Source organism: Sporomusa sp. GT1 (assembly GCF_014634905.1).
In the GTDB taxonomy this organism is placed as follows: Bacteria; Bacillota; Negativicutes; order Sporomusales; family Sporomusaceae; genus Sporomusa; species Sporomusa sphaeroides.
Genome location: NZ_BMBX01000002.1, coordinates 76,563 through 102,457, shown reverse-complemented (window position 1 = coordinate 102,457; position 25,895 = coordinate 76,563). Strand labels below are relative to the sequence as shown.

At 48.2% G+C, this 25,895-nt stretch carries 29 protein-coding genes and 1 riboswitch; of the genes, 5 read left to right on the top strand and 24 right to left on the bottom strand.

The features are described from left to right. Position 1: 1 nt before the first annotated feature. The 17 genes from GT1_RS04105 to GT1_RS04025 form a co-directional block, all read right to left on the bottom strand. Positions 2–3,859 (bottom strand): host specificity factor TipJ family phage tail protein, encoded by a 3,858-nt coding sequence (locus tag GT1_RS04105; RefSeq protein WP_188397651.1) that lies wholly within the window; start codon positions 3,857–3,859, stop codon positions 2–4. Beyond that, entirely contained in the window at positions 3,856–4,251 is a 396-nt protein-coding gene (locus GT1_RS04100) for a C40 family peptidase (protein ID WP_188397650.1), read from the bottom strand. Before GT1_RS04100 ends, GT1_RS04105 begins: the two co-directional genes overlap by 4 nt. 80 nt (positions 4,252–4,331) lie before the next feature. Then, positions 4,332–4,949 carry a hypothetical protein gene (locus GT1_RS04095; RefSeq protein WP_075757882.1) on the bottom strand — a complete coding sequence of 206 codons (618 nt, stop codon included), beginning with the start codon at positions 4,947–4,949 and terminating at the stop codon, positions 4,332–4,334. Between the two features lies 1 nt (position 4,950). Further along, the gene (locus GT1_RS04090) at positions 4,951–5,313 is read right to left on the bottom strand and encodes a hypothetical protein (RefSeq protein ID WP_188397649.1); all 363 of its coding nucleotides are present in this window, start codon (positions 5,311–5,313) and stop codon (positions 4,951–4,953) included. 238 nt (positions 5,314–5,551) lie between these two features. Then, on the bottom strand, positions 5,552–5,935 hold the full coding sequence (locus GT1_RS04085; protein ID WP_075757884.1) for a hypothetical protein: 384 nt from the start codon (positions 5,933–5,935) through the stop codon (positions 5,552–5,554). A gap of 73 nt (positions 5,936–6,008) precedes the next feature. Then, positions 6,009–6,395 carry a hypothetical protein gene (locus GT1_RS04080; RefSeq protein WP_188397648.1) on the bottom strand — a complete coding sequence of 129 codons (387 nt, stop codon included), beginning with the start codon at positions 6,393–6,395 and terminating at the stop codon, positions 6,009–6,011. A 46-nt stretch (positions 6,396–6,441) separates the two neighbouring features. Further along, on the bottom strand, positions 6,442–7,584 hold the full coding sequence (locus GT1_RS04075; protein ID WP_188397647.1) for a hypothetical protein: 1,143 nt from the start codon (positions 7,582–7,584) through the stop codon (positions 6,442–6,444). Between the two features lie 127 nt (positions 7,585–7,711). After that, entirely contained in the window at positions 7,712–8,665 is a 954-nt protein-coding gene (locus GT1_RS04070) for a phage tail tube protein (RefSeq protein WP_188397646.1), read from the bottom strand. 14 nt (positions 8,666–8,679) lie between these two features. After that, positions 8,680–9,156, bottom strand: coding sequence for a hypothetical protein (locus tag GT1_RS04065; RefSeq protein ID WP_188397645.1), 477 nt, complete (start codon positions 9,154–9,156; stop codon positions 8,680–8,682). A 27-nt stretch (positions 9,157–9,183) separates the two neighbouring features. Continuing rightward, positions 9,184–9,345 carry a hypothetical protein gene (locus GT1_RS04060; protein ID WP_188397644.1) on the bottom strand — a complete coding sequence of 54 codons (162 nt, stop codon included), beginning with the start codon at positions 9,343–9,345 and terminating at the stop codon, positions 9,184–9,186. A 64-nt stretch (positions 9,346–9,409) separates the two neighbouring features. Continuing rightward, entirely contained in the window at positions 9,410–9,976 is a 567-nt protein-coding gene (locus GT1_RS04055) for a hypothetical protein (RefSeq protein WP_188397643.1), read from the bottom strand. Continuing rightward, positions 9,966–10,406 (bottom strand): glycoside hydrolase family 73 protein, encoded by a 441-nt coding sequence (locus GT1_RS04050; RefSeq protein WP_188397642.1) that lies wholly within the window; start codon positions 10,404–10,406, stop codon positions 9,966–9,968. Before GT1_RS04050 ends, GT1_RS04055 begins: the two co-directional genes overlap by 11 nt. Further along, on the bottom strand, positions 10,406–10,930 hold the full coding sequence (locus tag GT1_RS04045) for a phage holin family protein (RefSeq protein ID WP_188397641.1): 525 nt from the start codon (positions 10,928–10,930) through the stop codon (positions 10,406–10,408). The genes GT1_RS04050 and GT1_RS04045 overlap by 1 nt, the downstream gene beginning before the upstream one ends. A 343-nt stretch (positions 10,931–11,273) precedes the next feature. Continuing rightward, positions 11,274–11,462, bottom strand: coding sequence for a hypothetical protein (locus GT1_RS04040; RefSeq protein ID WP_188397640.1), 189 nt, complete (start codon positions 11,460–11,462; stop codon positions 11,274–11,276). Position 11,463: 1 nt separating this feature from the next. Then, the gene (locus tag GT1_RS04035; RefSeq protein WP_188397639.1) at positions 11,464–11,853 is read right to left on the bottom strand and encodes a hypothetical protein; all 390 of its coding nucleotides are present in this window, start codon (positions 11,851–11,853) and stop codon (positions 11,464–11,466) included. A 340-nt stretch (positions 11,854–12,193) separates the two neighbouring features. After that, a riboswitch (cobalamin riboswitch) is annotated at positions 12,194–12,377 on the bottom strand. A 182-nt stretch (positions 12,378–12,559) separates the two neighbouring features. Then, complete coding sequence (locus GT1_RS04030; RefSeq protein WP_188397638.1) at positions 12,560–13,942, bottom strand: SLC13 family permease; 1,383 nt, start codon at positions 13,940–13,942, stop codon at positions 12,560–12,562. 459 nt (positions 13,943–14,401) lie between these two features. Further along, complete coding sequence (locus GT1_RS04025; protein ID WP_188397637.1) at positions 14,402–15,478, bottom strand: MBL fold metallo-hydrolase; 1,077 nt, start codon at positions 15,476–15,478, stop codon at positions 14,402–14,404. Positions 15,479–15,617: 139 nt separating this feature from the next. On the opposite strand from GT1_RS04025, the gene GT1_RS04020 reads away from it, so the two are divergent. After that, positions 15,618–15,905 carry a hypothetical protein gene (locus tag GT1_RS04020; protein WP_188397636.1) on the top strand — a complete coding sequence of 96 codons (288 nt, stop codon included), beginning with the start codon at positions 15,618–15,620 and terminating at the stop codon, positions 15,903–15,905. A gap of 100 nt (positions 15,906–16,005) precedes the next feature. Here GT1_RS04020 and GT1_RS04015 read toward each other — a convergent pair whose 3' ends face one another. Further along, complete coding sequence (locus GT1_RS04015) at positions 16,006–16,809, bottom strand: DUF3794 domain-containing protein (protein ID WP_188397635.1); 804 nt, start codon at positions 16,807–16,809, stop codon at positions 16,006–16,008. A 292-nt stretch (positions 16,810–17,101) separates the two neighbouring features. Between GT1_RS04015 and GT1_RS04010 the strand changes: the two genes are divergently transcribed. Genes GT1_RS04010 through GT1_RS04000 form a run of 3 tightly spaced genes read left to right on the top strand, consistent with a single transcriptional unit; the run spans position 17,102 to position 20,633 of the window. Continuing rightward, positions 17,102–18,811, top strand: a complete 1,710-nt coding sequence (locus GT1_RS04010) for an FAD-binding protein (RefSeq protein WP_188397634.1) — start codon at positions 17,102–17,104, stop codon at positions 18,809–18,811. Next, on the top strand, positions 18,811–19,758 hold the full coding sequence (locus GT1_RS04005; protein WP_188397633.1) for a succinate dehydrogenase/fumarate reductase iron-sulfur subunit: 948 nt from the start codon (positions 18,811–18,813) through the stop codon (positions 19,756–19,758). Before GT1_RS04010 ends, GT1_RS04005 begins: the two co-directional genes overlap by 1 nt. Continuing rightward, positions 19,758–20,633 (top strand): CoB--CoM heterodisulfide reductase iron-sulfur subunit B family protein, encoded by an 876-nt coding sequence (locus GT1_RS04000; protein ID WP_188397632.1) that lies wholly within the window; start codon positions 19,758–19,760, stop codon positions 20,631–20,633. Before GT1_RS04005 ends, GT1_RS04000 begins: the two co-directional genes overlap by 1 nt. Before the next feature lie 58 nt (positions 20,634–20,691). Here the strand turns inward: GT1_RS04000 and GT1_RS03995 are convergent, their stop codons facing one another. Together GT1_RS03995 and GT1_RS03990 are read right to left on the bottom strand one after the other, a co-directional pair. Then, a complete protein-coding gene (locus GT1_RS03995; RefSeq protein ID WP_188397631.1) occupies positions 20,692–21,603 on the bottom strand; it encodes a uroporphyrinogen decarboxylase family protein in 912 nt (303 codons plus the stop codon). 215 nt (positions 21,604–21,818) lie between these two features. Further along, the gene (locus tag GT1_RS03990; protein WP_188397630.1) at positions 21,819–22,049 is read right to left on the bottom strand and encodes a hypothetical protein; all 231 of its coding nucleotides are present in this window, start codon (positions 22,047–22,049) and stop codon (positions 21,819–21,821) included. 331 nt (positions 22,050–22,380) lie between these two features. Here GT1_RS03990 and GT1_RS03985 point away from each other — a divergent pair, with 331 nt between their 5' ends. Beyond that, positions 22,381–22,866: a CarD family transcriptional regulator gene (locus GT1_RS03985; protein ID WP_075757904.1), complete on the top strand. Its 486-nt coding sequence runs from the start codon at positions 22,381–22,383 to the stop codon at positions 22,864–22,866. A gap of 56 nt (positions 22,867–22,922) precedes the next feature. Here GT1_RS03985 and GT1_RS03980 read toward each other — a convergent pair whose 3' ends face one another. From GT1_RS03980 to pstC, 4 genes are read right to left on the bottom strand one after another with little or no spacing between them, the layout of a single operon-like run. After that, positions 22,923–23,396 carry an HAD family hydrolase gene (locus GT1_RS03980; RefSeq protein WP_188397629.1) on the bottom strand — a complete coding sequence of 158 codons (474 nt, stop codon included), beginning with the start codon at positions 23,394–23,396 and terminating at the stop codon, positions 22,923–22,925. Between the two features lie 20 nt (positions 23,397–23,416). Then, positions 23,417–24,151: a phosphate ABC transporter ATP-binding protein gene (locus tag GT1_RS03975; RefSeq protein WP_188397628.1), complete on the bottom strand. Its 735-nt coding sequence runs from the start codon at positions 24,149–24,151 to the stop codon at positions 23,417–23,419. Next, entirely contained in the window at positions 24,144–24,968 is an 825-nt protein-coding gene (pstA, locus tag GT1_RS03970) for a phosphate ABC transporter permease PstA (RefSeq protein ID WP_188397627.1), read from the bottom strand. Before pstA ends, GT1_RS03975 begins: the two co-directional genes overlap by 8 nt. Then, positions 24,968–25,834: a phosphate ABC transporter permease subunit PstC gene (pstC, locus tag GT1_RS03965; protein ID WP_188397626.1), complete on the bottom strand. Its 867-nt coding sequence runs from the start codon at positions 25,832–25,834 to the stop codon at positions 24,968–24,970. The genes pstA and pstC overlap by 1 nt, the downstream gene beginning before the upstream one ends. Positions 25,835–25,895: the final 61 nt, after the last annotated feature.

Sequence of the window (25,895 nt, the reverse complement as noted above, 5' to 3'; positions counted from 1 at the left end):
ATCAACCTCCATATCCTTTTACTCGATAAGTTATTGTCCCGCCTACATCCGTGCCGTTAACCGCGTTGACCACTTTAACAACAGCACTCGCCAAGCCGACAGAGATTACCTCGGCCCGTAAGCCTGCGCCAATTACTGTTGGTGTAAATACCGGCGTATTACCCGGACCCGATCCGCCTAAGAAGGTGCAGCCGTAGTTTACCGTTGTCCCTCCGACTGCAATAGCTGCGCTCCCGGTCTTTTCCACATCATCCACATCGGCGGCTACAGTAAATGTGCCGACCTCTATGGGATAATTCATCTGGTCAGCCGAAGTCAGAACCGCCTTAAAATCGATATATTGTGTCGTTAACGTAATCGGCGCGAAAATCTTCCAATCATCAAAGCTGATTCCATCCCGGCTGTGGCGGAACCACAGCGCCGCCGAATTTCCGGCACTGAGTAAAGCTGTTGAAATAAAATCGGCAGCCAGATTAATCTTGCTTAATCCCCCAAGATCTTTTCTTGCTGCCAAATATTCGCCTGAGGTTTTACCGTCCTGTAGTTTTAAAACTGTAGAACCGCCAACCTGATTGCATTGTGTCGACGGATAATCGTTGCACCGTCCCGGAAACGTAAGGCAGGTATAATGCGATGATCCAAACTCTGTATTGGTGTGGGTCCCGCTTTTCAGTGTCAATTCGTCGAAACGTAAAATCACGTTTTTCGGTGTTAAGCCGTAAATGGCTACCTCCGCGGTCGCCGCATCCTCACTGTAATTGCCGGCGTTGTTTATCGCTTTAATATGGTAACGGTACGTCATTTCCGTACTAACCGGAATAGATAGCTCGGTGCCGGTTATGCCTGTTTGGATAAGCGCACCATTATTGAAATTTGTTCCCTGACGGATTTCATATCCCGTTACATCTGTCGCGTTATTCTTGTTCCAGTAAAGATAAACATAATCACCGTTTTGTACCGCTGCAAATCCGGTTGGGGCAGCCGGATACACGATTGGAGTGATATTCACCGTTGCCGGGTTTATTGATTCGTTGCCGGAATTATCGACAGCCGTAACCCGGAAGGAGTGGCTCCGGCTTGCGGTTGCATTATAAGTATAGCTGGTAATCTGAGCCAGATTTTCAATAACTGTCGAGCCTTCCCGGATTCGATACCCGGCCAAATCAATATCACTTACCGGCGGCCACGACAGTTTGACTTTTGTTAAATCTGTGCCATCAAGTGTGGCTGCCAGACTGGCAACATCTGAGGGCGCAACGTCTTTGCCGGTAACTTCTACCGCCAAGGACACAACCCCGGTTGAGGTCACACCGGCATAATTAATAGTGCAAACCTTTACTAAATAAGTCGTCTGGGTTTTGACGCCGATAATGGTAGTACTAAGAGCAGTTATGCCGGTCTCCCATTCAGTCCAGGTCTGACCATTGTCGCTGCTGTACAAAACTTTATAGCCGCTAACCAGCTTGTCACGCGCAATACTCCAGGATACATTCAAATTAGAAACCATCGTACCGTCTTTTTGCCGGTAGGTTTCTTCGGCCACGCTCACCTTGTTGACTTCGGTTGTTGGCTCCAGTTCGCTGTAGTTGATTTTCGGTATATTCGTCGCTTCCATATAGACTTCTTCAATATATTCAATGCAGGAGATTTTGCGCCGCAAATCCTGATCCCGGCTGATGCTAAGTACTCTGAAAGGCTTGACCACTTTGTTGGTTTCACCAAAGCTGTATAGGTCCCATTGCTGTGGTACAAGAGAAAGCGGGGCGGTAAGCGTCACTGTATCGGTGCTGATTTCCTCCGGCACGGCCTGCACGCCGACGGTAACAATACTTTGGACATCCTGGGCAGCCGTGGCCGCCGGGTTGGTAATCTGCACGGCGACCGCATAGGATTTGCCCGGTTCTAAGGTTATCTCACGATCAAGCTGGAGCGTGGTAGCCGTTGCAGCCAGCAGCCGGCCGGAATATCCCCACTGCGGCACATCATGCGCCAGCAAAACCACATCATTAATCTGGCAGGCAATGGCGTCAATGTCTGCGCTGTGCTCTACTGTCCGCTGCAGATATTGATTGAGCCGCAGCCGGTATTTTCCTTCCCGGTAAGCCTGGTCTACAGTGGTAACACCATCCAGCATAATCTGAGTGATGTTGGGCTCGGTCGTCCGGTCATAGTTATCAGCGTAGACCGTAATAATTTCCTTCTGATAGGCTTTGTCCTTGTTGGCAAAGGTGATCTCTATTGCATTGGCCCGGTCCTTCAGGCCGGCAAAGGTTTCTTTGAATTTGTCGGTAAGAATATTGCCGACCGTAAATAGCTGTACCGGCTCTCCGGGAGCATCACAAACACACCCGTACCGGGTGCCCCGCATAATAACCTTGCCGCGGCCAACACCTTCCGGCTTCTGCAGCGAAGTCCAAAGATCGGTCGCCGTGTTAAAGATATAATTAAAGGTCAGGCTGCGGCTATCGCAAAATTCCGCCCAACCGGCGAAATCCCGGTACACTGCCCGCGCTGCCGGAGTACCCTGAATAACAAACTCCAACTCGCCGGTATTGACGTTTTTAATTTGCCGGCAGCGATGAATCATATCATAGGCCGCCCATGCCGGATTGGTAGCCGGTTTTTGTTCATAGTTACCACTATCGGCATTCCATATCCAAACCTTATTTTTGGTTTGCAGCCAGGTTATGCTTGGCATTCCTCCGCTTAACTGATTTGTCGCCAGCGCCTTGATGCCGACAAGCACTTTGCCGGGACGGGCAAAATCGTCATACATAATGCTTGACAATTGCGTCCAAAACACACGGGTGGCATAACGGTTGCTCGTACCGCTTTTGGCTACGCATTGAACGCGCACCTCATATTTTGCGGCAGGAAGATGGTCTACGCGATAGGTACGAAAAAAGGTAGTATTTTTGGCTGCCGAAATAACTACATTGCTATTTGTTCCGTAGATAAAGTTACTCCAGGCGGAGTCCCCGACCTTACGGAACTGGGCTTGCAGCGTGACCGAAGCACTGCCCAGACCGCCGTTATCCTGGGCATAATATAACCCGTAGGGAAGCTCCAGGGTTATTTCCAGGCCAGCCACTGCACTTCCTTCGGTTTGCTGCGTGGTCCAGGTATTGTCCACATTTAATTCATAAGCTAACGCCTGATCGACATAGCTGTCGTTAAAATTGAAAATTACCGGTTGGTCATTCGCTCCTAACCGGGTTTCGACACCAACACCTTTGTAATAGGCTATTGGATTGTCATTTATCCGTATGTCGCTAATACTGTCAATCGGCCCTTCACCGCCACACAGCAAGATATTCAGATACTGCTTGTCGCCATCGCTTGATACATGCTGGGCAAGTACCTGTCCGGCCGTCCGCATGGTGCCATACGTTACCGCCAGGGCGTTGCCCTGGTCGGTCAGTGGTTGCGAATTGCTCCAATTGTAGGTTGGATTGGTTTCATAGGTTTTCTGGTCAGCCTTAGCCGCCGGAAACCAGTGATTGATAAGGGTGCCGCCGATCATACCGACAGCACCGGCAGCCATTCGTCCCCAGAATCCTCCCCATGATTTTACCAAACCGCCAATAGCAGCACCTAAGGCAATCGAGGCAATCGCCCTGAACCAATCTCTGCCGCTTTTGCCGACAACCGGACAGACGGCGATCCAGTCATCTTGATTGACAAGCTGTTCTTTTGCATTCTCGACAACATTCCCGCCAATACTGACAACAAATTCATCCAAGCCCATAATGTAGGGCTGAATATATTCATAGGCCGTTTTCCCGGGAATATGCCGGCAGGTATGAATTTCCTTGTCAGTATGATTAAACGGGTTTTTCAGTACAGTTAATGTAATCATTTTTTCACCTCCGGTACATAAAATCCTTCGATACGATTCGCCCAGGCGGGATTGTCGATGCGGTCGATGTTGACACCGATTCGCTTGCGGGTATGTATAAACCGGCCCTGACCGATATATACCCCCGTATGGTCACAGTAAACGGTAAACCGGATAACAACAAGCGCCGGAACGGGGATGTCTCCTTCACACCTGCGCCACCAGGGCCGCTGCTCATTCACTTCACTGTGAATGCGGCTGGCGTCTTCACAAGATATTTTGTAATCAGGCAGGGTAATCCCATATCGCCTGAATACTTCTGTGGACAACCCCCAACAGTCAAGTCCTACTGTTGGATTGCGTCCGCCGTCGATAAAAGGCAGGCCAATTAGGTCCTCAACGTGTTTACTCATACTACCCCCAAATAAAAAATCGCCCAACGGCGATTTCGCTTATGAGACTTTCATTCTCTATTGTCCATATCGTTCGGCAGTTACGCATATAGTCCGCCTTCCGGGATGCTTGGCTCACCGCCGTATCGCACCGCATTGCCCCGGGCGCGACAAGACTGCAAGGTACCGTCACACGCGGGCAATGCCCCGGCATACCCGCACTCCAGCCCCTTATATTGATCGCGCCAGGCGCAGAAATTTTTCAGCACCCGCCGAAAAGGAAACCGGAGCTGGGTGGATATGTCGGAACCAAGGTAAAAATTTACCCATTTGCTGTCACAGGTGGTTGACTCCACGGTAAAGATTTCTTCCACCTCAGGCAACGTATTGTCAAGATGCTGGGAATGCACCACTCTGAGCGTTACGGTAGTACCCGTCAGACCGTCGTGTTTTTCCACATAGGCCTGCACAATTTGCGTAATGTTGGAAACCTGCAGCGGTACAGCCTCCGGTTTGCCTTCAATATCTTCAATGATTTCGCCAAGTTGAAAGTTAAAGGCGGTCCAGTTATAGCCATTCCATACGATGTCTTCATTATTGCGTACCAGCCGCAAAGGTTCCCCGGAATTGGGAATAGCGACTTCCGCCAGCAACAGCCAAACACCGTCACTGGCAAGCAGGCTTTTTTCCAGCATACCGGCAACTGAAAGGTTAAGCATGTTACACCTCCTGGATTGTCAAGGTGCCGGAATAGTATCCCGGCGCCGATAAGTCGAAACTAATGTCCCCGCCGGTGAACCGGACGGAAAACCGCTGTCCGGAATAGCGGTCATCAGGGACGGTTGGATAATGCCAGTCAAAGACTAAGCTGCCGCCATAAACTGTCTTACAGTAAAAATCGCGCAAAGCCGCATAATCGGCGGCAGGCAGCGCCGTCCATTTCAGAATGAATTTCAGCGGCATGCGGGTAAATTTGACCCGGGAAACCACCAGTCCATTTTCCATTTCGGACTGTAAGGAAGGGTCTTTGATTTTGGTTGTAAAGGGGTATACCGGTTGTTGAATAGTAGGAAACTGTGCCATTACTTTTTACCTCCTCTAATTATTTTATTGGAATTTTGCCCAGAAGTAAGGCTATTGAACAGCAGTGGCAGCATCTGCGAAAGATGCTGCCACTGCTGTTGGCCTGCTGTATTGTGGAATAAAAACAGAGGATGGTAGAAGTGTCTTTTCAATTCAAGATCACAGCACCAACCTCCCACGTTTTTAGCTATTTTACTGTTAGTTTGGGGAGTTACATAAAGGCATATGCTACAAAATTTCAACTTTTCGATTTTTCTCTGGACTTCGTTTTGCTATTATACTTTAGACCGTATAGTATAAATAAAACTCCCAAACTGCCAAAAATAGCGATCACACCAAGTAAGTTGCCCATCAAACCTGCTATGCTGCGGTATTCCTGCCCTATAAAGATCGTTATACCAATAAAAATCAATCCCACTCCTGCGAGAATATAGATTATGCCAACTATTTTCGCCCCTACTGCATATAGCTTTCCAAACAAACCTGTTTTCGATGGAATCTCAACATACGGCGGAATTTTTCCGCCGGTATAATACCCAGGGTTATATTGGTTATCCTGCCATTCTTTCAGTTTATCAATTGGATTTTCGTGCTCTTTATACTTTTTATGTTTTTCACCCAACTTTCCCCCTCCAGTCTGGCAGAATTTTAGGCGAAGTTCTGCAGCAAATTAACTGAAATCATATTTCAACATCTCAACTTTTGCATTTTGCTTTTGACTTTACGGTTTTTATATACTTCAGGCCCGATAATATAAATAAAATCCCCAAACCGCTCACAATAATACCAGCAGCCAATGCTTCAAAAAAATTTCCTCTCCAATGGTGTTCTTCCCCAATTATCCAACTTACTTTTACCGCAATAAAAATTAGAGCTGCTCCGGCTAGTATTTCAAGCGGTCCAACTATTCTTGCCCCTATTTGATATACTCTTCCAAACAAACTTGTTTTGGGCGGGATATCAACATATGGCGGAATTTTTCCGCCGGTATAATACCCAGGGTTATATTGATTATCCTGCCATTCTTTCAGTTTATCAATTGGATCTTCGTGCTCTTTATACTTTTTATGTTTTTTACCCAACTTTCTCCCTCCAGTCCGACAGAATTTTAGTAATCACTTCTGAGTTCTACCGGGAAAAAATCTCTTCTAATTTTTCGGCCAGAGACTTGTATGAACCATCTTTGCTTATTATAGTGGGCGACATCGGTATTTCTTGAAAATCTGATGCACCCCAAAATCCAGAATGTCCTACTTCCAATCTGTCGCCACTATATACTTTGGGATGTACGACAAACTCTCCATATTTATTTATGGATATAAACGCCGTGAAGGGATCATTTGCATGGGGAGAGTCGAGAGTTAAACGAAACGTCCGATTACCTGTCAGTACATTCAATGCTCCCTCATAACCAGTCGCTGACGGCATCACTGTTTTACCGGCATTTTTCTGGAAATAATTACTATTTAGACCAACCTGTATAATAATCCTGCTTTCATTGTCTTTTTCCTGCTTAATTACTTGAATAGGAATAATCTGCAATGCTTTTGCAAGTGATTCACCCGTAGCTAGTCCCAGTGCCCACTTACTCACCATCCCCACACCTTCTGCATTAGGTCTGTGCCTGTAAACAATTTTATCTCCTGCCTCTATAATTGGCTTAACTTCAGAATCTTCCACAGCAAAGCCGGAAACAAACTTTGAAAAACTAAAATCTCCAAAAGTGGTGTTGTATGTGTCAACATTCCGCCATCCGCCTGAATTCATATCAGTTCCACTCCATGGCACATATATATTATACGTTTTTCCTTTATAATTGACAGTTGTATAATCCGGCACTTTTTTGAAATATACGGTATTGTCATCTCTATCTGCTTCCACTACGACTTCATTGAACCAAAGTTCCTTTTCAGAACTGCCCGGAATCGTAACAAGTTTGGCATATTCAATAAAAGAATCCTGAAAGATTTCTTCCTGTCGATCACATTGCTTTATGTCATCAGGATGCACCCTTCCGGAGGCGGTTACCCTCCAGAATCCAGTTCCAAGTCGATTTCTTCTTAACATATAACCATCTATACGGTTTTGCTGAGTCATTATTGGGTTAATAAACACCGGATTCTGCGGAGCTATTCTAGCAAATATGTTGTTCCATATACTATACCAATCATACGATGTTGCTCTGGGCGCAGTGACTATCACCTCAGGCAAAGTAAACTCGGGTACTGTTTGATCGTTAAACTGCTGATTTGTATTAAATTCATCACTCATATATCCAACTCCTTCCAGCACAAGCCCTTTATTACACCAAAGTCCTGTAAATATGATGGTTTAGCTAAAACCAATTTACAGGACTTTTTAAGGGGATTGATATTTATAAAACCTAATGGGAGACTTCCTATACTACAGCATAGGAAGCATAACCATTGACCAAAGTGGTTACTATGGTACTGCCGCCGCTGCCGGTTCCATAAAATGCCTTAAACGGCAAATGAATATAGATACCTTTGTCGCTTTCAATGCCGGGTGATGTTTGCTGAAAAATGACTTCTTCCAGGAAAAATTGCAGGCTGTGAGCGCCACTGGTGAACTTGAAGGTTAGCGAAGATTTTGTATTATTAACCGCCTTATAGAGCAGCACCGTATCAGCAAAAAACGCCGTGATACTGCCGGACACCTGGAGAATACCTTCAGGCAGGTCGGTGCGGCAGCCGTTGCCGCCAATGGTGTAGGTATTGCCATTCAGGCCAAAGTCTGCGTTCAGGCTGGCTTCAGTTACAATGGCCAGTTGCGTCCCGCTTTCTTCAATCGACCCTTGAAATTTGCTGAATTTTAGAAGTTCAAGTGTAGTTAGTGAGGATGCAAAGGGCGCAGCGCTAACGGTACGTTTCGCACCGATAAGATAAATATTAGCCGTTAATTCATCCTCACCGCCGTAGGCAAAAGCAAAATTGCTTACTTTGCAGCCGTTAAACATTTCATAGGCTGGAATATCCGGATACTGCTGTTCCAGCACCAGTGAGGGCTGACGCTTAGTCCCTTTGAATATATGGGTGTAAAGACCACCGGAGCCGGTAGTCGTCGGGGTGCCAAACATGGCCTGCAGCCAAAAGCCGATACCGACTTGATCGATAGGTACAACAATACTGCCGAATATATCGGTATTGCCGATTGCCGGCCGGAGCTGGTCACGCCGGCTGCAGATGGTAGCAGAATGTATCAGGTTTTGATTAATTGCCAGTCTTGATTGGTTAAAAGGCATGTTATAGCCTAGGGGAGAGGCCGGTGTGAGTCCATAGGCAGACTCATAACTCAGTGCCAATTGAGAATTAACCCCTTTTGCTCTTGGCATAAATAAAACCCTCCTTAGAAATTGATGCTATAACCATTCACAGGTGTAATTGTTACGGTAATATCCATTCGTCCGCAAAATTGCGGGAAATAGGCAACAGGCTCAATGTTGTAATGTAACACACTAATCGGATTGTCGGGCCTTATCTGCGCAAGTTCGAGATAGATCAATTGTCCAAGGCTGTCACATTCCGCTATGCCACTATATTCTGTCAGATTACCGGTTACCACCACTGCAGGTTGCGATACCATCCAGCTAATCGTGAGTTTATACGTGTACTCCTGCAATTCCAGTCCTTCTGATTTAGTTCCCGGATAAAGAATAATCACCGGGCCATCAGTTACTGCCGGCGGTGTTTTGCCATTGATGCCGACGAAGATGTTGGGCGGTTTGTTATAATGGGCTGTGCAAAAATCCCGTATCGGCTGGCTGGCCTGCAGGGCGTCCCGCCAGACAGTAATGATGTCGCTTAATTTCAATGTTGGAATCATGAGATTGTCTCCTTTCTTTACTAGCGCTTAGGGTGTCTTGTCCTGATTGGCTGCATATACTCCCATTTGGCAAATGGCACATTTGCCGGTGGTACCGGTGGCAATCCACCAGGCGCATGCCTCCTTCATACATTGGCAAAAGAAGGCCGAACTATTTTCAGGTTTAATACAAAGTAACGGGCAATACATGTTTCTCACCTCCTATTCTTTATCCGTACATAAATGGCAACAACCGGTGACTTTTTTCCTGGCCTCAAAACCGTATCCCTAGACCGGCTCCATAGTGCTTACCATTGGTCGTGCCGCCAATATAGCCGGTCATTTTACCGGTAATATTCCGCTTCAATCGCCATTCGCTCCCATGATTAGACCAGCCAAGCTCCAGTTCGTTCGGCCGATTAAGGCTGTCCTTTTCCGCCATCCAGGCAAAGCGCTCTTTGTCCAGCTCCGCTTTTAGCCGCTGATTGAAAAGCTCGGTAAGATCAACCTGGGCCTGTAGCTGCTGGGTTATCTGTACCGTACCGTTCTCTCCCAGGGTGACGGTCTCGGCTTCCCTGGCATTTTTGAGTTCATACTCCTGACCGTTTACAATGACATAGACCTTGTTATCCCGATTAATTAGTCGGGTGACTTCGCCTGGCTGGTCTGGTTTAACGAGCACATATTCTGTTTGCTTCTGGGTTTCACTCTTGATGCTGACAGGTGGCAGTTCTTGATAACTCACCTGTGTCTCGGTTCGGGGGAAAAAATAGTAGACAATACTGCCTCCCACCAGGCAGCCCAGAATAAAACCAATGATACCCCGCCAGTTAATCATCATATTGGGTTAATTGATTGGCGGCAATTGTCAATAAAATATCACGGGCATAATTCGGATTGGTTGCATAGATCGGAGCCAGCGTTTGCACGAAAGTTTCCAGGGAGGTATTGTCAATATGCTTGACATACACCGGCTCCTGGGTCAACAATAGGCACCAGTCTTCAATTGCGTCCTCTAAGGAGCTATACAACTTGAATTTATCCACAATGCTGACCAATTCACCGTTATAATACTCCCGGGTCCTCACTTCGGTAAATAAATCACCGGCTACAGCTTTTCTGCCAAATATATTGTAGTCGCCGATAGTATACCGGCCCCAGCCGCTTTCAATAGCCGCCTGGGCAATACACACACTAGCATAGAGACGGTAGCTTCTGCAAATGCGTTGGGCAGCAGGGGCAAGCCGGTCAATAAATTCATCAGGTGTCATTACTTTAACCCTCCCAGTTTTGAACGGATAAAGGCCAGCAGCGGGGTAAGTCTCTGTACCCCGGCATCCCGAAGGTTTTCCACAATGCTGACCGCTTCGGTCGCTGCTAAATAAAACCATGCTGTTCTTAAAAACACGCCGTCGCCCCCGGTCATACTGTCGACTTGTACAACGGCTGCCACTAAGACCATATACAGGATGATTTTACCGGCAAACTTTGTTTTCATCATTTCCGATGTGATATATCTGTTGGCAAAAGCCTTTTTCATACTCTGAATGCATTGCCAAAGGCCAGCCTGCGTCCGGCATATTCCCTGATCAAGCAAGTATTTGTGGGATAAAGACAACCATTTTGTCATCAAATCAAGCAGGATCAGCACGATAAAGGCCGCCAGGGCCGTCCCGTGGCTGCCAAAGAAAAAAGACAGGGTACCGGCCAAAGAAATCTTGACCGGTGCTACATCCAGTAATGAATGGGCGGCTCCTTTTACCGCTTTGCACACTCCTTCTGCTATATCTCCCAACACATAAACCCACCTCCATGAAAAAAGAGCCCTGCAGGCTCTTTTTAAATTTATTCCCATTGTTACAAATTTTCCGGGCTATCCATATGCCCAACACTCAACATCGCCGGACTAAAAGTTGGTGCTGGAATAGACGGTATTATAATTATTTCATAACATCTCCCCCTATTCTTTATCCGTACAGAATAGGAACCTTTGGGATAAACCATTTCCTCCATTGCACATATTTTTTATATTTGATACTGAATTTTTCAAACCTCATATACTGCAGTCTGCATTGACAATCAATCCGCTTAACACTCATTTCAATTAACTGTCACCCAACATTGTGCTATAGGCAAATTCAGAAACTCATATGCCCGAATTCGTTCATTCGATAAAATTTCTTATTGCTCCGTCGCCAGCTAATATCAAGGGTATTTAGCTGAGAGTGAATCTTTTTGGCTTTTTCTTTGATCTCTGCTTCTGTTAATTCCGGATTTTGGCGGCGGTAGGCTTCTTCAATTACAGATAGTGTGTAATATCTCATCATACTACCTCCCGGTATTTTTTATCTTTGCTGTCTTATTGGCATTTAAATAATCTGTTATAAACACAAATGCCCGCTTCATGTTGTATTTTAGTCTGGCTGTATTCAACTGAAGGTCAAGACAAATTTCTGAGGAATTGTGACCTGACTTTAGCATATTGAGAATTTTTTGTTGCAGCGGTGATAATATTGCGATACTCTGATCTACATCAACTAATGTGCATAATATGTCTTCTTTGGTATTGATAGCAGAAGCCGAGCGAATTTTATCAAAATTGACAGCAGTTACTTGCACAATGCTGTATAACTCTTCATAATGCTTGATGATGCTCGTGATTTGCTCAACAGTGTATTCATTGGTTCTTGTCCGTCTATCATCACAGTCATGATTCATACTATCCCCCCCTATTCTTTATCCGTACAAGTTGGGATACTAAAAGCTACAATATCTTCAAAATAAGTTAATATTTTTTAAAAATTCCATATCCCGGATAACATCAGGCTAGTTTGTCCCGTTATATACCATGAAAAAAAGCAGGGAGTAGGCCACCGGCCTCTGCCCTGCTCTCATACTAATTGCCAGGCCATCCTCATAATGCTCTGCCTTCCGCTAATGGATCGATCACCATTAAAAACAACCTAATAATCTGTGGAATAAAAAATCCCGGCTATTATAATAGCCGGGAAAGAAATATAAACACTTAATAATCCCCTCCCTATCGCTCGTAGGTTAAAGCGGTGATTGTCAAACAGGCAGTTCTCCTGGCTCCGGATCCTTACTCGCCCAAACCTTCCCAGAATATATATTCCAGTGGTATAATCTTGGGTTTGCTCCCCGTTACAGTGGCGGGACCGCGCCGGTTTTACACCGGTCTTCCCTATTAAGCCCCGTAGGGCACCTGCAGCAGTATATATGAAGTTTATTATATTTTATCACAATATGTAAAAATTTGCCATCGCCATTCTATTATTCTAACAAATTGTTATATATGAAAAACCGTCGTTCCCCATGTTTGGTTTATCTCCTTGCGCGACAGGATTTTAAATTATTTCTCAGCATGCCAGTCAAGGGATAGCTCCCTATCAAAAGAAGTTAGCGGCTACAGTAATCCAATCATCTTCCAATATGGAATTAATACACAAACACACATTATATAAACAACGACTGTCAGCGGAATTCCCAATCGTATGACTTCTTTTTGTGTATACATACCATTTTCTTCACCTTGCCCTATTAGCATACTTAATTGTTGGAAAGGAAGAATATAGTGGATTCCAACAGCCGTATATACTAAAAATACAGTAACTATTGGATTTATACCTATTGGTTGTGTAAACAATAACAATGCCGGAATTGCAATACCCATAACCGCGATTACACTCCCCAACGCCATATGGATGGCAATTGATACTGTAGCAATAAATGCAGCTAATATATATATATTTCCAGGTACTGTAGAAGGCAGAATCGTTTGAGCAATCCAAGCATTCATTCCAGTAACTCCACCAACTGTACCAATTGTTATGGCGGCAGTCAAAAATAATAGTATATGAATCGGAACCTCACTCCAATCTTTAGGAGTAAGAATACCACCGACTGCCGGAAGCGCCATACCCATTGCAATTATTAGAGTTACCCAACCCAGATGAATACCGTGAATCGAATCTGTCATCCAAAAAATTATTGCCAAAAAAATCCAAATAGCTGTGCGAACTTCTAACGGTTTCATGCTACCCATTGAGGCAAGCTTTTTTTGAATCTCCTCTTTATTAAGAGAAACTTCTTTACTTGGTTTAAACAAGAATAATATTAAGATGCAAGTCAAGATGCTCGCAATAATATTCGGTGGTCCCATATAAATAAACCAGTCGATCCAACCAATAGCTTTGCCGGTTGCCTGAACTGCAAGAACGTTAAGTACACTATCACCAGTTAAAAATATCAGTGAAACCGGAACAGAAGCGGCAAAAACAGAAAAACCAATTTTAACTGCATCTTCCTGCGGAATGTCGGCGTTTTTAACTATAACAGCCATAACAGACATGATGAGAAAAGCCCGAGGCCATGGATGAGGAATTAAAACGCTTAGAATAAAAGTAAGTAGAAAAGTTGAAATTATAATACTTCTGTAAGAATCTACAAACTTCAAAATAAAGTTATACGCAATACGTTCACCTAAGCCAGAGGATTTAACCGCACCTGCTATCAGGTATGCACCAATCACAAGGTACATTATTGGACCACTCCAAGGAGCGAAAATAACCGAAACCGGGGCAACATTAAATACTACCAACAATGCCAGATACAAACCGGCAGTAAAACCAGGCTGAGCAATTTGAAAGCCCCAAAAGGCAACTGTCATAAAGGTTAATGCCAGACACATTTTACCTGCTGCACTAAGTCCGGCAAGTGGCATTAAATGAATTCCAACGGCTAATAATATGCCGACTATTAGACCAATAATTGGTTTGTTTTTCCCCACTCTACAACCTCCCAAGTAAATATCAATTAAAATTGAATTGTCTCATCCTTTTTAACGACAGCGGCAGACGCAATTGGTTACCGGCTGGCGCCACACTTTTTGATTTTGGCTTTGTAAACAGTTGTATCGCAAGTATCATGCCACTCTTTTCCCCCGATTGACAAAAGGCGGCACTGCCTGAGAAAACCCACATGTAACAAGGAATTCAGCCTTACTTCCCCAGCAGTTATAAAAATTGCTTTACCTTGATACACAAAAAACCTATTTCAATTATGAAATAGGTTTTAAACAATCGTCTGTTCAGAGCATGTATACTCCCTATTGCATTTTTGCAATAGCCTTTTCCAAAATTGCAATATCCGCATACAAGCGTTCCCGGAGCGCGGTTTTGGCATAACAAAAGCCCCTGTTACAGCCGGATAAACCAAAGCTGTAACAGGAGCTTTTTTCGCGTTTTTTCTATACAGAGTTATGCTTTTGCCAGGCAAGCATACCGCCTGTGAGCACATAGGCTTTTTCAAAGCCTGCCTTTTTTAATATCTGTGCACCGGTAACAGCTCTGGCTCCCGAACGGCAAACCACTGCAATATCTTTGTGCTTATACTCCTGGAGTTCACCAAGCTTTCCGGTTAATTGCCCTATCGGCAGATGGACAATCCCTTCAATAGACCCAAGCGGGCCGGTAAGCTCCTCTTTTTCCCGCACATCCAGCAGCAGTATGTCCGTCTTATTTGTCTGCAGCCGGTGCTTTAATTCCGGTACATCGATATAGTCGACTGCCAGCTCGTTTACGCCTTTTTCCATAGTTCCCTTGATTTCACAGGCAGGAGTGTCGACCGGAATCCAAGCGGCATTCGGGTCCTTGGCACAGGCGTAATTGGCCTGCAGCACATCCTTCATCCAGTCTGCCGGGCCAAGGCGCAGGTCTTCAAGGTACTGAATAAACTCCTCTTTGCTCCGCTTTTGCAGATGCGGATTGCTGACCCTCTGTTTGCCCAGGGTCGACGGCTGGCGGTCCCGGTATTCATGTGCCGGATATACGACAAGACTGTCAGGCAGGTTGTCCAGCTTGTTTAGGCTCTCCCAATGGTCGGCCGGATTACCGCCCGGCAGGTCGTCCCGCCCTGCACCGGCATCGTCCAGGAACAGGAAATCACCTGTCAGCAGTTTGTCTTCCACCATCAGGCTAATGGAATCCTGCGTGTGTCCGGGAGTATGGATGACCTTAATCTCCAGCCCGTTAAACCGCAGAATGTCACCGTCTTTGACCCGCATACTGACACACCGGGGCGGGGCATTCTCATGCATCACATACTCACAGTCGGTTGCATCCCGCAGGGCTGACCCTGCTGAAATATGGTCGGCATGAATATGGGTGTCAATAACATGGGTTAAGGTAAAGTTTTCCTCCTTTAACAAAGCAAGATACTCGGTAAAATGATCAATTACCGGATCAACGAGAATTGCCTGCCGAGACTGCTCGTTAACCAGAAGATAAGTACGACAGGCGTGTGGATTTAACTGTTTAAATAGCATAAGCTCACGCTCCCTCTGTCAGTATGTTGCTTATAGTATAGCATTTATGGCGAAAAGTTCCAGCAAAAATCCGGTTGTCTTTGGGAACAGGTTTACTGTGGTATAATAAGAGCAGTACATACTTAGGAGGTTTATTGCCGTGGTCGTTATCAAGTTAAGAAATACCGTTCAGCCAACCCCGCCTGACAAATACAAAACAATTGACGAATTTTTTGCCGATATGTATGATTACGGAGAAATTGTTTTTGCGTATGGTGAACAAAAATATATTGTCACATACTATGATAACAAGCTCTCTATCGCAGAAAGTGCCGCTCCGGACAACCTGCAGTCATTTGCATCACCGGAGGAGTTTGCCGCCACTTTTGAGCTTGCAGGCAGCAAGTTCAAAGATATTATTGCCGAAATCGATATCCTGATACGGTAATCACTGCTTGCCAAGCACCTTTCGCCAATTATGTGGCAGAAAAAAACTCCAGCCTTGCCACCGGCAGGCTGGAGTTTTTTTGGCCCGTAAAGGCTGCCTACTATCCTTTGGGTTTGGGGGGCAGTACTCCCGGAGGATATCCCGGCAGTTGCAGCATAACTTCCCGGTCGGCCATAACCTTGACGGTAATTCTCAGTACCACCGACACATCAAAGTGACGGGTGCAGCAGTGCATTGGTTTATGCGGCTTGCAATGGTGATGATGATCATGGTCGCAGTGGCAGTCCGGTTTGCATTTGTGAGGAAACTTATGCTTTTTCAGTGTCTTCTTTTTGTGCTTATGATGGTAGTTATCGTCGCAATCGCAGTCGTAGTCACAATCATCGTAGTCATCGTCACAATCGTGATGATGGTGGTGATGATCATCACAGTCATAGTCATAGTCGTCATCGCAGTCGTCATACTTGTGCCCTTTTTTCTTATACCATTGGGCCCGGGTATGCTCCTCGCAGGCATAATCGACAAACTCCACCATAACACTGGCATCTGCATCCATTCCCCGCCTGGCCCCTCTGATGTCGGCATGAGCGGTAAAACGAACAGGCCAGACTTCTACCGCATGCACCGGCTGGCGCGGCTTGCAGGCAACATACAAAGCCTTGACCTCAAACTGGCCTCTGACAATCACTTTGTTAGGTACAATATCAACGCTGGTAATACACAATTTTTTTACAAAAACATCAACAATCTGTTCAATGGCAGGTTTGTGGCGGGGCACCACTACATGAACATCAATTGATTTTTGGACATCTCTTTCTCCCAATACCTGCTGAACCACAATAGATTTCGGGCCATACCCTGCAGTGCAGTAGTTGGGGCGATCCCATGGTTCTATATGTGTCATTGTTACCCTCCTTTCGCGTCCTTATAACATATATATGCAAACGGACAGAATAAGACACTAACCAAAGGTATACTCTTTCCCGGCTGCCGTACCCCAAAGCCGGAAAGTTTGCGCGGCAATCAGGGTAAACTAGGCAAAAATAATTTGTTTTCCCGCTCTTAAAATATTGCTTCTTACCAGCGATATTGCAGGAGTGGAGCAGTTCTGTGTTGAAAAATATCCAATCTGGTCAAAACAAAAAAATTGCCAGCCAGGTACTGTCTAAATTTAATATAAATTACTGAGGTGAACCATGCTTACTTTTGACGTACTAGTCATCGGCAGCGGCGGTGCCGGGATGCGCGCCGCCCTGGAAGCCGTGCGTCAGCAGGGCCTCTCCGTCGGCCTGATGACCAAGATGTTTCCCACCCGTTCAGCCACCGGCTGTGCCCAGGGCGGCATCAACGGCTCGCTGCAAAATGCCGACCCCAATGATTCCATAGAAAAACACATTTTCGATACCGTGAAAGGCAGTGACTACTTAGGCGATCAGGATGCCATCGAATACTTTATTGCCAGCCTGCCTGACGCCATCCGGGAACTGGACTACCTGGGCGTACCGTTTTCCCGTGACGGCGAGGGCCGGATTGCCCAGCGCAACTTCGGCGGCGCCTCTTCCCCCCGCACCTGCTTTTCAGCCGACGTAACCGGCCATGTTATTTTGCACGCGCTATACGAGCAATGCCTGAAGCATGGGGTAACCGTTCTGGCCGAATGGTACCTCCTCCAGATTGTTACCGACCAGGGCAAGCTGTGCGGCGTTGTCGCCTATGATATGAAAGGCGGCCGCATCGTCCCGGTTGCCGCCAAAGCCATTGTTGTGGCCACAGGCGGGGCCGGGCGCATGTACTGGCTGCGGACCACCAACCCCTTTACCTCGACAGGCGACGGTATTGCCGCCTGTTTTGAAGCCGGGATTCCGGTGAAAGACCCCGAATTTGTCCAATTCCACCCCACCGGCCTGGCCGGTACGGGCATTCTTATGTCCGAAGCCTCCCGGGGTGAGGGCGGCTATCTTCTCAATAATCAAGGCGAGCGTTTCATGTCCCGCTATGCGCCGGAAAAAATGGAACTGGCCACCCGTGACCTTGTTTCCCAGGCCATTGAGACAGAGATTAAAGAAGGCCGCGGCTTTGGTGAAGGCTTACAAGCCTATGTAGAGTTAGACCTCCGGCATCTGGGCCAGGAAAAAATTGTGGAACGCCTGCCGCAAATCCGGGAGCTGGCCATCACCTTTGAGCAGGTTGACCCCATTCATCAGCCGATCCCCATCCGGCCCAGCTGCCACTATTCCATGGGCGGCATTGATGTAATTGACTACCGTACCTGCGCTACCGCCGTGGAGGGTGTGTTTGCCGCCGGCGAAGCGGCCTGCATCTCCATCCATGGCGCCAACCGCCTTGGCGGCAATTCGCTGGCCGACATTGTAGCCTTCGGCAAATTTGCCGGACAAGGGGCCGCCAATTGCGCTGCCGGGCGTCAGGCGGTAAATAAAGAAGCGGTCCTCCAGGCGGCCGCAACCTGGGAGGCTAAATTCGAAACCGTTACCAACAGAAGCACAGGCATCACGGTGAACAGTGTCCGTGACCGTCTGGCCGAAATCATGTGGAACAATGTCGGCGTATTCCGCACGGCTGCCGAAATGGAAGCCGCCCTGACGGTGGTTGACAGTCTGATTCAGGAATATCAAGCCGTCATGGTACCTGATAAGAATAAGCTCTATAACACCGCCTTTGTCAACTACATCGAACTGGGCAGCATGCTGACAGTGGCCAAAACCGTTGTGCTCGGCGCCCTGAGCCGCAAAGAAAGCCGCGGCAGCCATTGCCGGGCCGATTTCCCCAACCGCGATGATGTGGGCTTCCTTAAACACACCCTGGTGTCCAGGGAAGGGCAAGCCTTCAATATATCTTACCGGCCTGTTGTCATCACCAACTATCCGCCGGCAGAAAGGAAATACTGATGCGCCAGATAACCTATAGAATTCAGCGATTTGACGGAGTCAAAAGCTTTGAGCAGGAATATAGTTTTCCACATCAGGCAGGCAAGACCATTCTTTGGGGCCTGATTGCCATCAAAGAAACCCTTGACCCTACACTGGCCTTTACCGCCGCCTGCCGTTCGGCTGTCTGCGGCGCCTGTGCCGTGCGCATTAACGGTCAAGCGTTTCTGGCCTGCGAAACACCGCTTGACGGCATCTTAGACCGTTTTGGCAATGTGCTTACCATCGAACCTATCCAAAACTTCAAGGTCATCCGTGACCTGGTTGTGGACTGGGAGCCTAAAGCCCGGCGTTTGGCAGAAGCGAAGACCTGGCTGGCTCCCAAAGACGAATTTACCGCCAAAGAGGGCTGCCGTCAGGCTGCCGCCGACTTCAAAAAGATTACCGGCCAGATTAACTGTATCCTGTGCGGCGCCTGCGCCTCGGAATGTTCTAAGCTCAGCGCCAATGCCAACGATTTTCTCGAACCGTTTACCTACTCCAAGGTCTGGAAGTTTATTGCCGACACCCGTGACAAGTCGGCCAAAGAGCGCGTCAAAGCCATTGTGGATAAAGGCTTATGGAAATGCATGCATTGTGTGGAATGTGCCACCAAGTGCCCCAAGGGCCTGATGCCTAATATGGATATTTCCCGTCTGCGTCAGCTGTCGATAAAAATGGGCTATACCGATAATCCCGGTGCCCGTCATGCCCTGGCCTTCCTTCAGGATGTGGAAGCCACAGGCCGTCTGAATGAAACCAAGCTATCGGTAAGAAGTATGGGACTCCTGGGCGCTATGACCAAATTCCCCTTTGCGCTTCGTCTTGTCCGCCGCGGCAAGCTCAATCCCCTGCATTGCTCCGGCAAAGTCAAAGGCCATGAGCAAATTGCCGCCATCCTTAAAGCAGTAAGGGAGAGTGAACGCTAATGAAATACGCATTTTTCCCCGGCTGTGTGCTGGAAGGAGCGGCAAAGGAAAATTACATCGCCACAATGGCTGTTGCTAAAGCGATTGGCATTGAGCTTGTGGAAATTCCCGGCTGGACCTGCTGCGGCGCTTCCCATGTCCAGGATGTCGACGGGTTGGCGGCCACAGCTATCAACGCCCGCAATATTGCGCTGGCCGAACAAATGAACCTGCCGCTGCTTACGGTGTGCAATACCTGTACGTTAATGCTGCGCGATACCAAGGCGGCCCTGGATACCGGCCTCAAAGAGCAAGTCAACTCGCTGCTTTCCCCCACCGGCCTTGAGTACCAGGGAACCAGCAATATCACCCATCTGCTGTGGGTGCTGGTAAGCGACTTTGGTCTTGACAGGCTGCAGACCTTTGTCAGGAAGCCCTTACGCGGCTTGACGGCAGCGGCTTACTACGGCTGCCATATTCTGCGCCCGCCGGTGCTGATGGATTTTGAGGACCATGCCCGGCCGCAGTCTCTGGAAAAGCTGATCCTGGCACTGGGCGCTGAGCCTGTTGATTTTCCGGCAAGGCTCAGCTGCTGCGGTTTCCATGCCACCTACACCGCTGAAGCCGACCTGATTCGCATCACCGGCCAAACCAACCAAGCGGCAATAACAGCCGGTGCCGACTGCCTGGTAACCCCTTGCCCGCTCTGTCAAATGTCCCTGGACATGAACCAGCCGGAAGGTCAGGCAGCCGTACAGTGCGGGCAGCAAATTCCGGTACTCCACCTGGCCCAGTTAGTAGGACTGGCCCTCGGCCTGTCGCCGGAAGAGCTGGGGCTGAACAGGCATGTTGCCGGCCGCGAGCTGATTAAGGCGAAAACAGCGGCTATGAAATAAGCATAAATAATAAAAACGGTCTGAACCCTTTTCCATTTGAAGGGTTCAGACCGTTTCATTATGTTCCCTCCGGATGAGGCACTGTGCTTTGGGCTGTTTTATATACTGTCCTGATCGTATCTAAACGCATTCCAGCAAATAAACCGCTGCTGGTGCCAAAAATCAACCCGCGGCCGACAGCCTGAATAATTTGCTGTACACTGTGCGCAAGCTCGGCCGGGTCACGGTCCTCCAGCAACTGTGCCGGGTCCAGGTTGCCCCACAAACATAAGCTATGCCCATACTGCGCTTTTACCGCCCCGATATCCATTCCGGCCAGGGCTTCTATGCATTGCAGGCCATCAAAGCCGGCAGCCACAATGTCGTCAAGCAGGGCCGTCAGGTTGCCGTCAGAATGAAAGAACACCGTTAACCCCTGCCGCTTGGCATATTCAAGCTGGCGGATCAGCGAAGGAAATACCGTTTTGCTCAAAACATCCGGCCGGACAATGGGTCCCCGGGTATAAGCAATGTCGTCGGCAAGCAGGATGCCGTTTATCCCGTTACCGGCCAGCCGCTCAATTATGGCCATATTCAGGTGCTCGACAGCGGCCATGATATCCTGAAAATCACCATGACACCGGAACAGCTTGACTACCAGGTCCTCAAACCCCAGCAGCCTGCAGCCCCAGCCCACCGGCCCGTCCAATACCGCAAAAGTAAACAGACCGGTATCCACCCATTTTTTCAAGTCGTTAAAGACCGCATCCCGGGCACCGGGAACTTGTTTTGCCGGTAAAGCAAAGCAAGGATGCAGGCATATGGCATCCAAGCCCATTGTCTGCACAAAATCCAGGCGATGGTCAAATGTCACCACCTCCCGGCCGTGCATAGCCTGTACCAGCTCATCGCCAATAACCAGCTCGGCGCACGGTGTCCGGTCAACCGGTAATCCCTTGATTGCTGCTGCAACCCTTGTCCGATGATCCATAATACCTCCCCCACTCCATTTGCCACAAACGCGAAAATGCCAGCGCCCGGCAAATTGCTCATTATAAATACTTTCTCCATAAAGAGCAAGCCTACCTGCTTATTGCATTACAGCAAAAAAACACAAACAAAGCCTGAACCGGTGCGCTTCCACCATGGTTCAGGCTTGTCTCCGGCTACAGTTCCTTAGTCTCCGATAGCTTAGCATCAAAAATTCTACCGGCCAATGATTCCGGTTCTTATATACCTGATTAAACGTGTCAGCTTGCCACAGTTCCAGTCATCGGCGACAGTACGATCAGGGGCCTCGGAAGTATGTAACAGCTCTTCCGCTCTTGCCATTGCCGCCAAGTGCTTATTGGCCAAAATGCCGCCCTGGGTTGGCAGCTTGGCGTTTGGGCCATGCTCGGGTTTAATTACCGTACGTGATATCCCTGGTTTTTGCATACCATTTCCCTCCATTTTTTTCTACGTATCCGCTCAAAGCTCCCGTTGCCGCAGACGGCGTAATCCGTTAAGGCCAACTGCCCATCTGCCTGGCTTGGACTGCACTGGAAGAAATTCACTTCCCTTCACTTTTATAATAGTACTCTGATCACAATATTACAATACTTATAGTATGACCAGTTGCAGCAGGCATTAACAATCTTGCGTATTACCGGCATTTCTGCAACAATCTATTGACTGGTTTAGAACCCGGTGATATAATTATTGATTTATTTGATATTTTCCCGTAGTTGTGTTATACTTAATCGTACAGTTACTAGGGGGTGACTTCATGTTTCAGATTGGTGATAAGATTTTTTATCCGATGCATGGCGGAGGTATCATTGAGAAAATTGAAGAGAAAGAGATTTTCGGGCAAACACAACTTTATTATGTTGTGAATATACCTCATAGAAACATGCAGGTAATGCTCCCCTTGGATAAGACAGAGAAACTGGGGATGCGGCCAATCGTAGATTCAGCCCAATTGGATGCCGTGCTGAGCACAATCCATGACGACTGCGAGACTGCTCCGCCAATGAATGATACGCAAAGACAGCGGCTGAATATGTCCAAAATCAAAACCGGTGACATCTACGAGGAAATTGAGGTAATACGGGATCTCCTGCGCATCAGAAACAAGCGCAAACTGGGAATGGCTGACAAGAATATGCTTGACAACGCCCGGCAGATTCTTATTAGCGAAGTCGTGCTGGTAAAAGACATTCCCCTCGAGCAAGCCACTCATATGTTAGACAAAATGTTTGACGGTGACTAAGTAAATAAAAACAGAAAGACCTAAAACGCGCTGCTGCCGTTTTAGGTCTTTCTGTTTTATGTGCGTAAAGTAGCCACAAGTCTCCCGGGTTTTAGCAGCAGTTGCAGGGCAGCCTTAGGCTGGGTTACCACAACATCGGCTTGCTCCAGGGTTAGCCGGTAAGCCCCTTCAGGCCCGATAACACCAACAGCCAGGGCGGCTTCGGCAAACATCGCCATATCGTTGGCGCCATTGCCGAAACAAATGGTATTGTCCGGACCGCACCTTCTGATAAAATCCCGTTTTTGGTCAGCCTCCCGGCCTTTGTCAATAATGTGAAGCTGTATCCCCTCCACATCACCTAACTGCTCCCGGACCAGGCCAAAGGTATCTGCCGTCAGTACAGTCACCTGGACTATTGCCCCAACCTGTTTAAGCAATTCTTTTATTTCCGCAGCAACAACGCCATCTTCTGCCAAAGTGCCATTATAGTCAAAGACGGCATGGGTGAACCTATACTCCCGGCCATCCGGCAGGCTAACATGGATCATTACCCCTCACTCCTCGTTTCTTAAAATGCCAAAAATTCCTGGGTCAGCGGGTCCTGCGGCTGTTCTAGCAGCTGCGCGGTGGCACCGGTTTCAATGATTCGCCCCTCTGACATAAAAATTGTCTGTCCAGCCACCCGCCTGGCCTGGGCAAGATTATGCGTGACAATAATAATGGTTAACCGGGCACTCAATTCCAGCAGCAAGGCTTCAATCAGCCGGGTGGATTTAATATCCAGGCTGGAGCAGGGTTCATCAAGCAGCAGGACTTTGGGATGCACCGCCAAACTCCGGCCAATGGATAACCGCTGCAATTGCCCGCCTGACAATTCCCTGGCAGGCGAATGAAGTTTATCCCTGACCTCATTCCATAAGCCTACCTGAGTAAGTGTGGCTGTAACCACCTGCTCCAGCTCGTCCTTATTGTTCACACCATAATATTTTGGACCAAACAGGATATTTTCCCTGATACTCAGCGGCAGTGCCACCGGCTTTTGCAGAACCATACCGGCCTGCCGCCGGACGGCTGCCGGCTCGCCGACACTGTATACGTCCTGGTTGTCCAGCAAGATGCTGCCGCTGGCCCGAAACCCCGGAACCAGCTCAGCCGTCCTGTTGATGGACTTTAACAGCGTGGTCTTGCCGCAGCCCGACGGTCCGATAATAGCGGTAATATCGGTGCGGCTGAAAGCAGCCGTGACGCTATGCAGCACTTGTTTGTCGGCATAAAAGGCGCTAAATTCCCGGATGTTAATCATGTGAGGTCACTCGCTTTCCGTACCGGCTGCGCAAATAAAAACTCAGCAGGTTTAGTGCCAATAAAATCAATACCAGAACCAGGGCGGTTCCATAAGCCCGATCCAGCGAAATATGCTGGCTGAATAAGATATATAAATGAAAAGGCAGCGCCATCACCGGACTGAACAGGTCAATGGACCCGCGGGACATAACCACCGCGGCAGTAACCATGATGGGGGCGGTAGCCCCGGCAGCATAGCCCATAGCCAGCAAAACGGCACTCAGCAAATGCGGACTGGCAATAGGCAGGATGACCCGCTGCAGCAGATACCGGCGCGAAACTCCCAGCGAAGCGCCCACCAGACGGTACTCATCGTTTACCGCCTGCAAAGCATCCCGCATCAGCACAACCAGCGTCGGCAGAATCATAATAGCCAGCGTAAGTCCGCCTGACAACAGGGAAATCCCGAACCCCAGCGTAACCACAAAAAAAGCATAACCAAATAAGCCTGTTAAAATTGACGGAATGCCGATCATGGCCTGGATAACAAAATTAATGCCATGAGCCACCGCCGATGCCTTGCCATACTCAACCAGATAAATGGCGGTTAACAGCGCCGGTATGGCGGCCGCCAGGCTGGCAACGGCGACAAGGCTGACTGTCCCGAGGATAGCCGGATAGATGCCGCCTTCGGTTCCTAAAATCAGTCCCTTGGGAGCAGCAGTCAGAAACTCCCACGACAATGCCCCGCCGCCGCGGGCAAGCAAGAGGCCTATGATGGCCAGCAGCACGGCAATAACGGCCAGTCCGGAACCCCATAAACAAATTCGTCCCATTAGTTCCTCCCCCTGCTGTTGAAATAATACATACTGAAATTGATGGAGGAAACAAAGAACAGCAAGACAACCCCTGCGGCAAATAAAGCCTGGTATTGAGGGCTGCCAACGGTGGCAGTCCCAATTTCCAGCGCAATGAGGGCCGAAAGCGGTTCCCCTTTGCTAAACCAGGAAAGCGGCAAGGTAAGAGTGTTGCCTGCAAGCATAAGTACGGCCATCGTTTCCCCTGCCGCCCGGCCAAATGCCAGCGTAACGGCGCTGACCATATGGCGCCCGGCCAGCGGTGCTAAGACCTTCGCCGTTATATACAACTGCGAAACACCCAGCACATACCCGGCTTCCCGGTAGGCTGCCGGAATAGACCGGAAGGCGGCATAGGTACCTGACACAATGTAGGGTACCACCATAACTGCCAGCACCAGTGAGGCACAAAATAACGACTCTCCGCTCGGCACACCAAAGACCCGCTCATACCAGGGCACGATTACGCTGGCTCCCAGGAACCCATAAACCACCGAAGGGATGCCGGTAAGAATATACAGCACGGTACGAATAACGGCAGACAGCCAGCCGGGGGCATATTCGGCAAGAAATATGCCACAGCAAATACCCAGCGGCGCAGCGATAACCATAGCTCCCAACGCCGACCACAGCGTACTGACAAGCATAATAAGCAAGCCGAACCGGGGCGGATTATCCAGCGGCTGCCACTCGCCGCCAAAGAGCAGGGATAGGCCCAACTCCCGCCACAGGGGCAGACTTTCACCGGCAATAAACATATATACCGACAGCAAAACCAGCACCGAGCCTGCGGCACATAGCAGGCCACACCATTTTAGCATTATATCTTTTCTATCACTTAACATAACTCTCTCCGTAAACAAACTCTCTTCCGGGTTCACCCCGTGCACAAGCTTCACAGGCCCG

What these genes read in the sequence shown, in the direction of transcription:
- GT1_RS04105 (WP_188397651.1), bottom strand. Translation starts at nt 3,859, where the DNA reads ATGATTACATTAACTGTACTGAAAAACCCGTTTAATCATACTGACAAG.
- GT1_RS04100 (WP_188397650.1), bottom strand. Translation starts at nt 4,251, where the DNA reads ATGAGTAAACACGTTGAGGACCTAATTGGCCTGCCTTTTATCGACGGC.
- GT1_RS04095 (WP_075757882.1), bottom strand. Translation starts at nt 4,949, where the DNA reads ATGCTTAACCTTTCAGTTGCCGGTATGCTGGAAAAAAGCCTGCTTGCC.
- GT1_RS04090 (WP_188397649.1), bottom strand. Translation starts at nt 5,313, where the DNA reads ATGGCACAGTTTCCTACTATTCAACAACCGGTATACCCCTTTACAACC.
- GT1_RS04075 (WP_188397647.1), bottom strand. Translation starts at nt 7,584, where the DNA reads ATGAGTGATGAATTTAATACAAATCAGCAGTTTAACGATCAAACAGTA.
- GT1_RS04070 (WP_188397646.1), bottom strand. Translation starts at nt 8,665, where the DNA reads ATGCCAAGAGCAAAAGGGGTTAATTCTCAATTGGCACTGAGTTATGAG.
- GT1_RS04065 (WP_188397645.1), bottom strand. Translation starts at nt 9,156, where the DNA reads ATGATTCCAACATTGAAATTAAGCGACATCATTACTGTCTGGCGGGAC.
- GT1_RS04060 (WP_188397644.1), bottom strand. Translation starts at nt 9,345, where the DNA reads ATGTATTGCCCGTTACTTTGTATTAAACCTGAAAATAGTTCGGCCTTC.
- GT1_RS04055 (WP_188397643.1), bottom strand. Translation starts at nt 9,976, where the DNA reads ATGATGATTAACTGGCGGGGTATCATTGGTTTTATTCTGGGCTGCCTG.
- GT1_RS04050 (WP_188397642.1), bottom strand. Translation starts at nt 10,406, where the DNA reads ATGACACCTGATGAATTTATTGACCGGCTTGCCCCTGCTGCCCAACGC.
- GT1_RS04040 (WP_188397640.1), bottom strand. Translation starts at nt 11,462, where the DNA reads ATGATGAGATATTACACACTATCTGTAATTGAAGAAGCCTACCGCCGC.
- GT1_RS04035 (WP_188397639.1), bottom strand. Translation starts at nt 11,853, where the DNA reads ATGAATCATGACTGTGATGATAGACGGACAAGAACCAATGAATACACT.
- GT1_RS04025 (WP_188397637.1), bottom strand. Translation starts at nt 15,478, where the DNA reads ATGCTATTTAAACAGTTAAATCCACACGCCTGTCGTACTTATCTTCTG.
- GT1_RS04015 (WP_188397635.1), bottom strand. Translation starts at nt 16,809, where the DNA reads ATGACACATATAGAACCATGGGATCGCCCCAACTACTGCACTGCAGGG.
- GT1_RS04010 (WP_188397634.1), top strand. Translation starts at nt 17,102, where the DNA reads ATGCTTACTTTTGACGTACTAGTCATCGGCAGCGGCGGTGCCGGGATG.
- GT1_RS04005 (WP_188397633.1), top strand. Translation starts at nt 18,811, where the DNA reads ATGCGCCAGATAACCTATAGAATTCAGCGATTTGACGGAGTCAAAAGC.
- GT1_RS04000 (WP_188397632.1), top strand. Translation starts at nt 19,758, where the DNA reads ATGAAATACGCATTTTTCCCCGGCTGTGTGCTGGAAGGAGCGGCAAAG.
- GT1_RS03995 (WP_188397631.1), bottom strand. Translation starts at nt 21,603, where the DNA reads ATGGATCATCGGACAAGGGTTGCAGCAGCAATCAAGGGATTACCGGTT.
- GT1_RS03990 (WP_188397630.1), bottom strand. Translation starts at nt 22,049, where the DNA reads ATGCAAAAACCAGGGATATCACGTACGGTAATTAAACCCGAGCATGGC.
- GT1_RS03985 (WP_075757904.1), top strand. Translation starts at nt 22,381, where the DNA reads ATGTTTCAGATTGGTGATAAGATTTTTTATCCGATGCATGGCGGAGGT.
- GT1_RS03980 (WP_188397629.1), bottom strand. Translation starts at nt 23,396, where the DNA reads ATGATCCATGTTAGCCTGCCGGATGGCCGGGAGTATAGGTTCACCCAT.
- GT1_RS03975 (WP_188397628.1), bottom strand. Translation starts at nt 24,151, where the DNA reads ATGATTAACATCCGGGAATTTAGCGCCTTTTATGCCGACAAACAAGTG.
- pstA (WP_188397627.1), bottom strand. Translation starts at nt 24,968, where the DNA reads ATGGGACGAATTTGTTTATGGGGTTCCGGACTGGCCGTTATTGCCGTG.
- pstC (WP_188397626.1), bottom strand. Translation starts at nt 25,834, where the DNA reads ATGTTAAGTGATAGAAAAGATATAATGCTAAAATGGTGTGGCCTGCTA.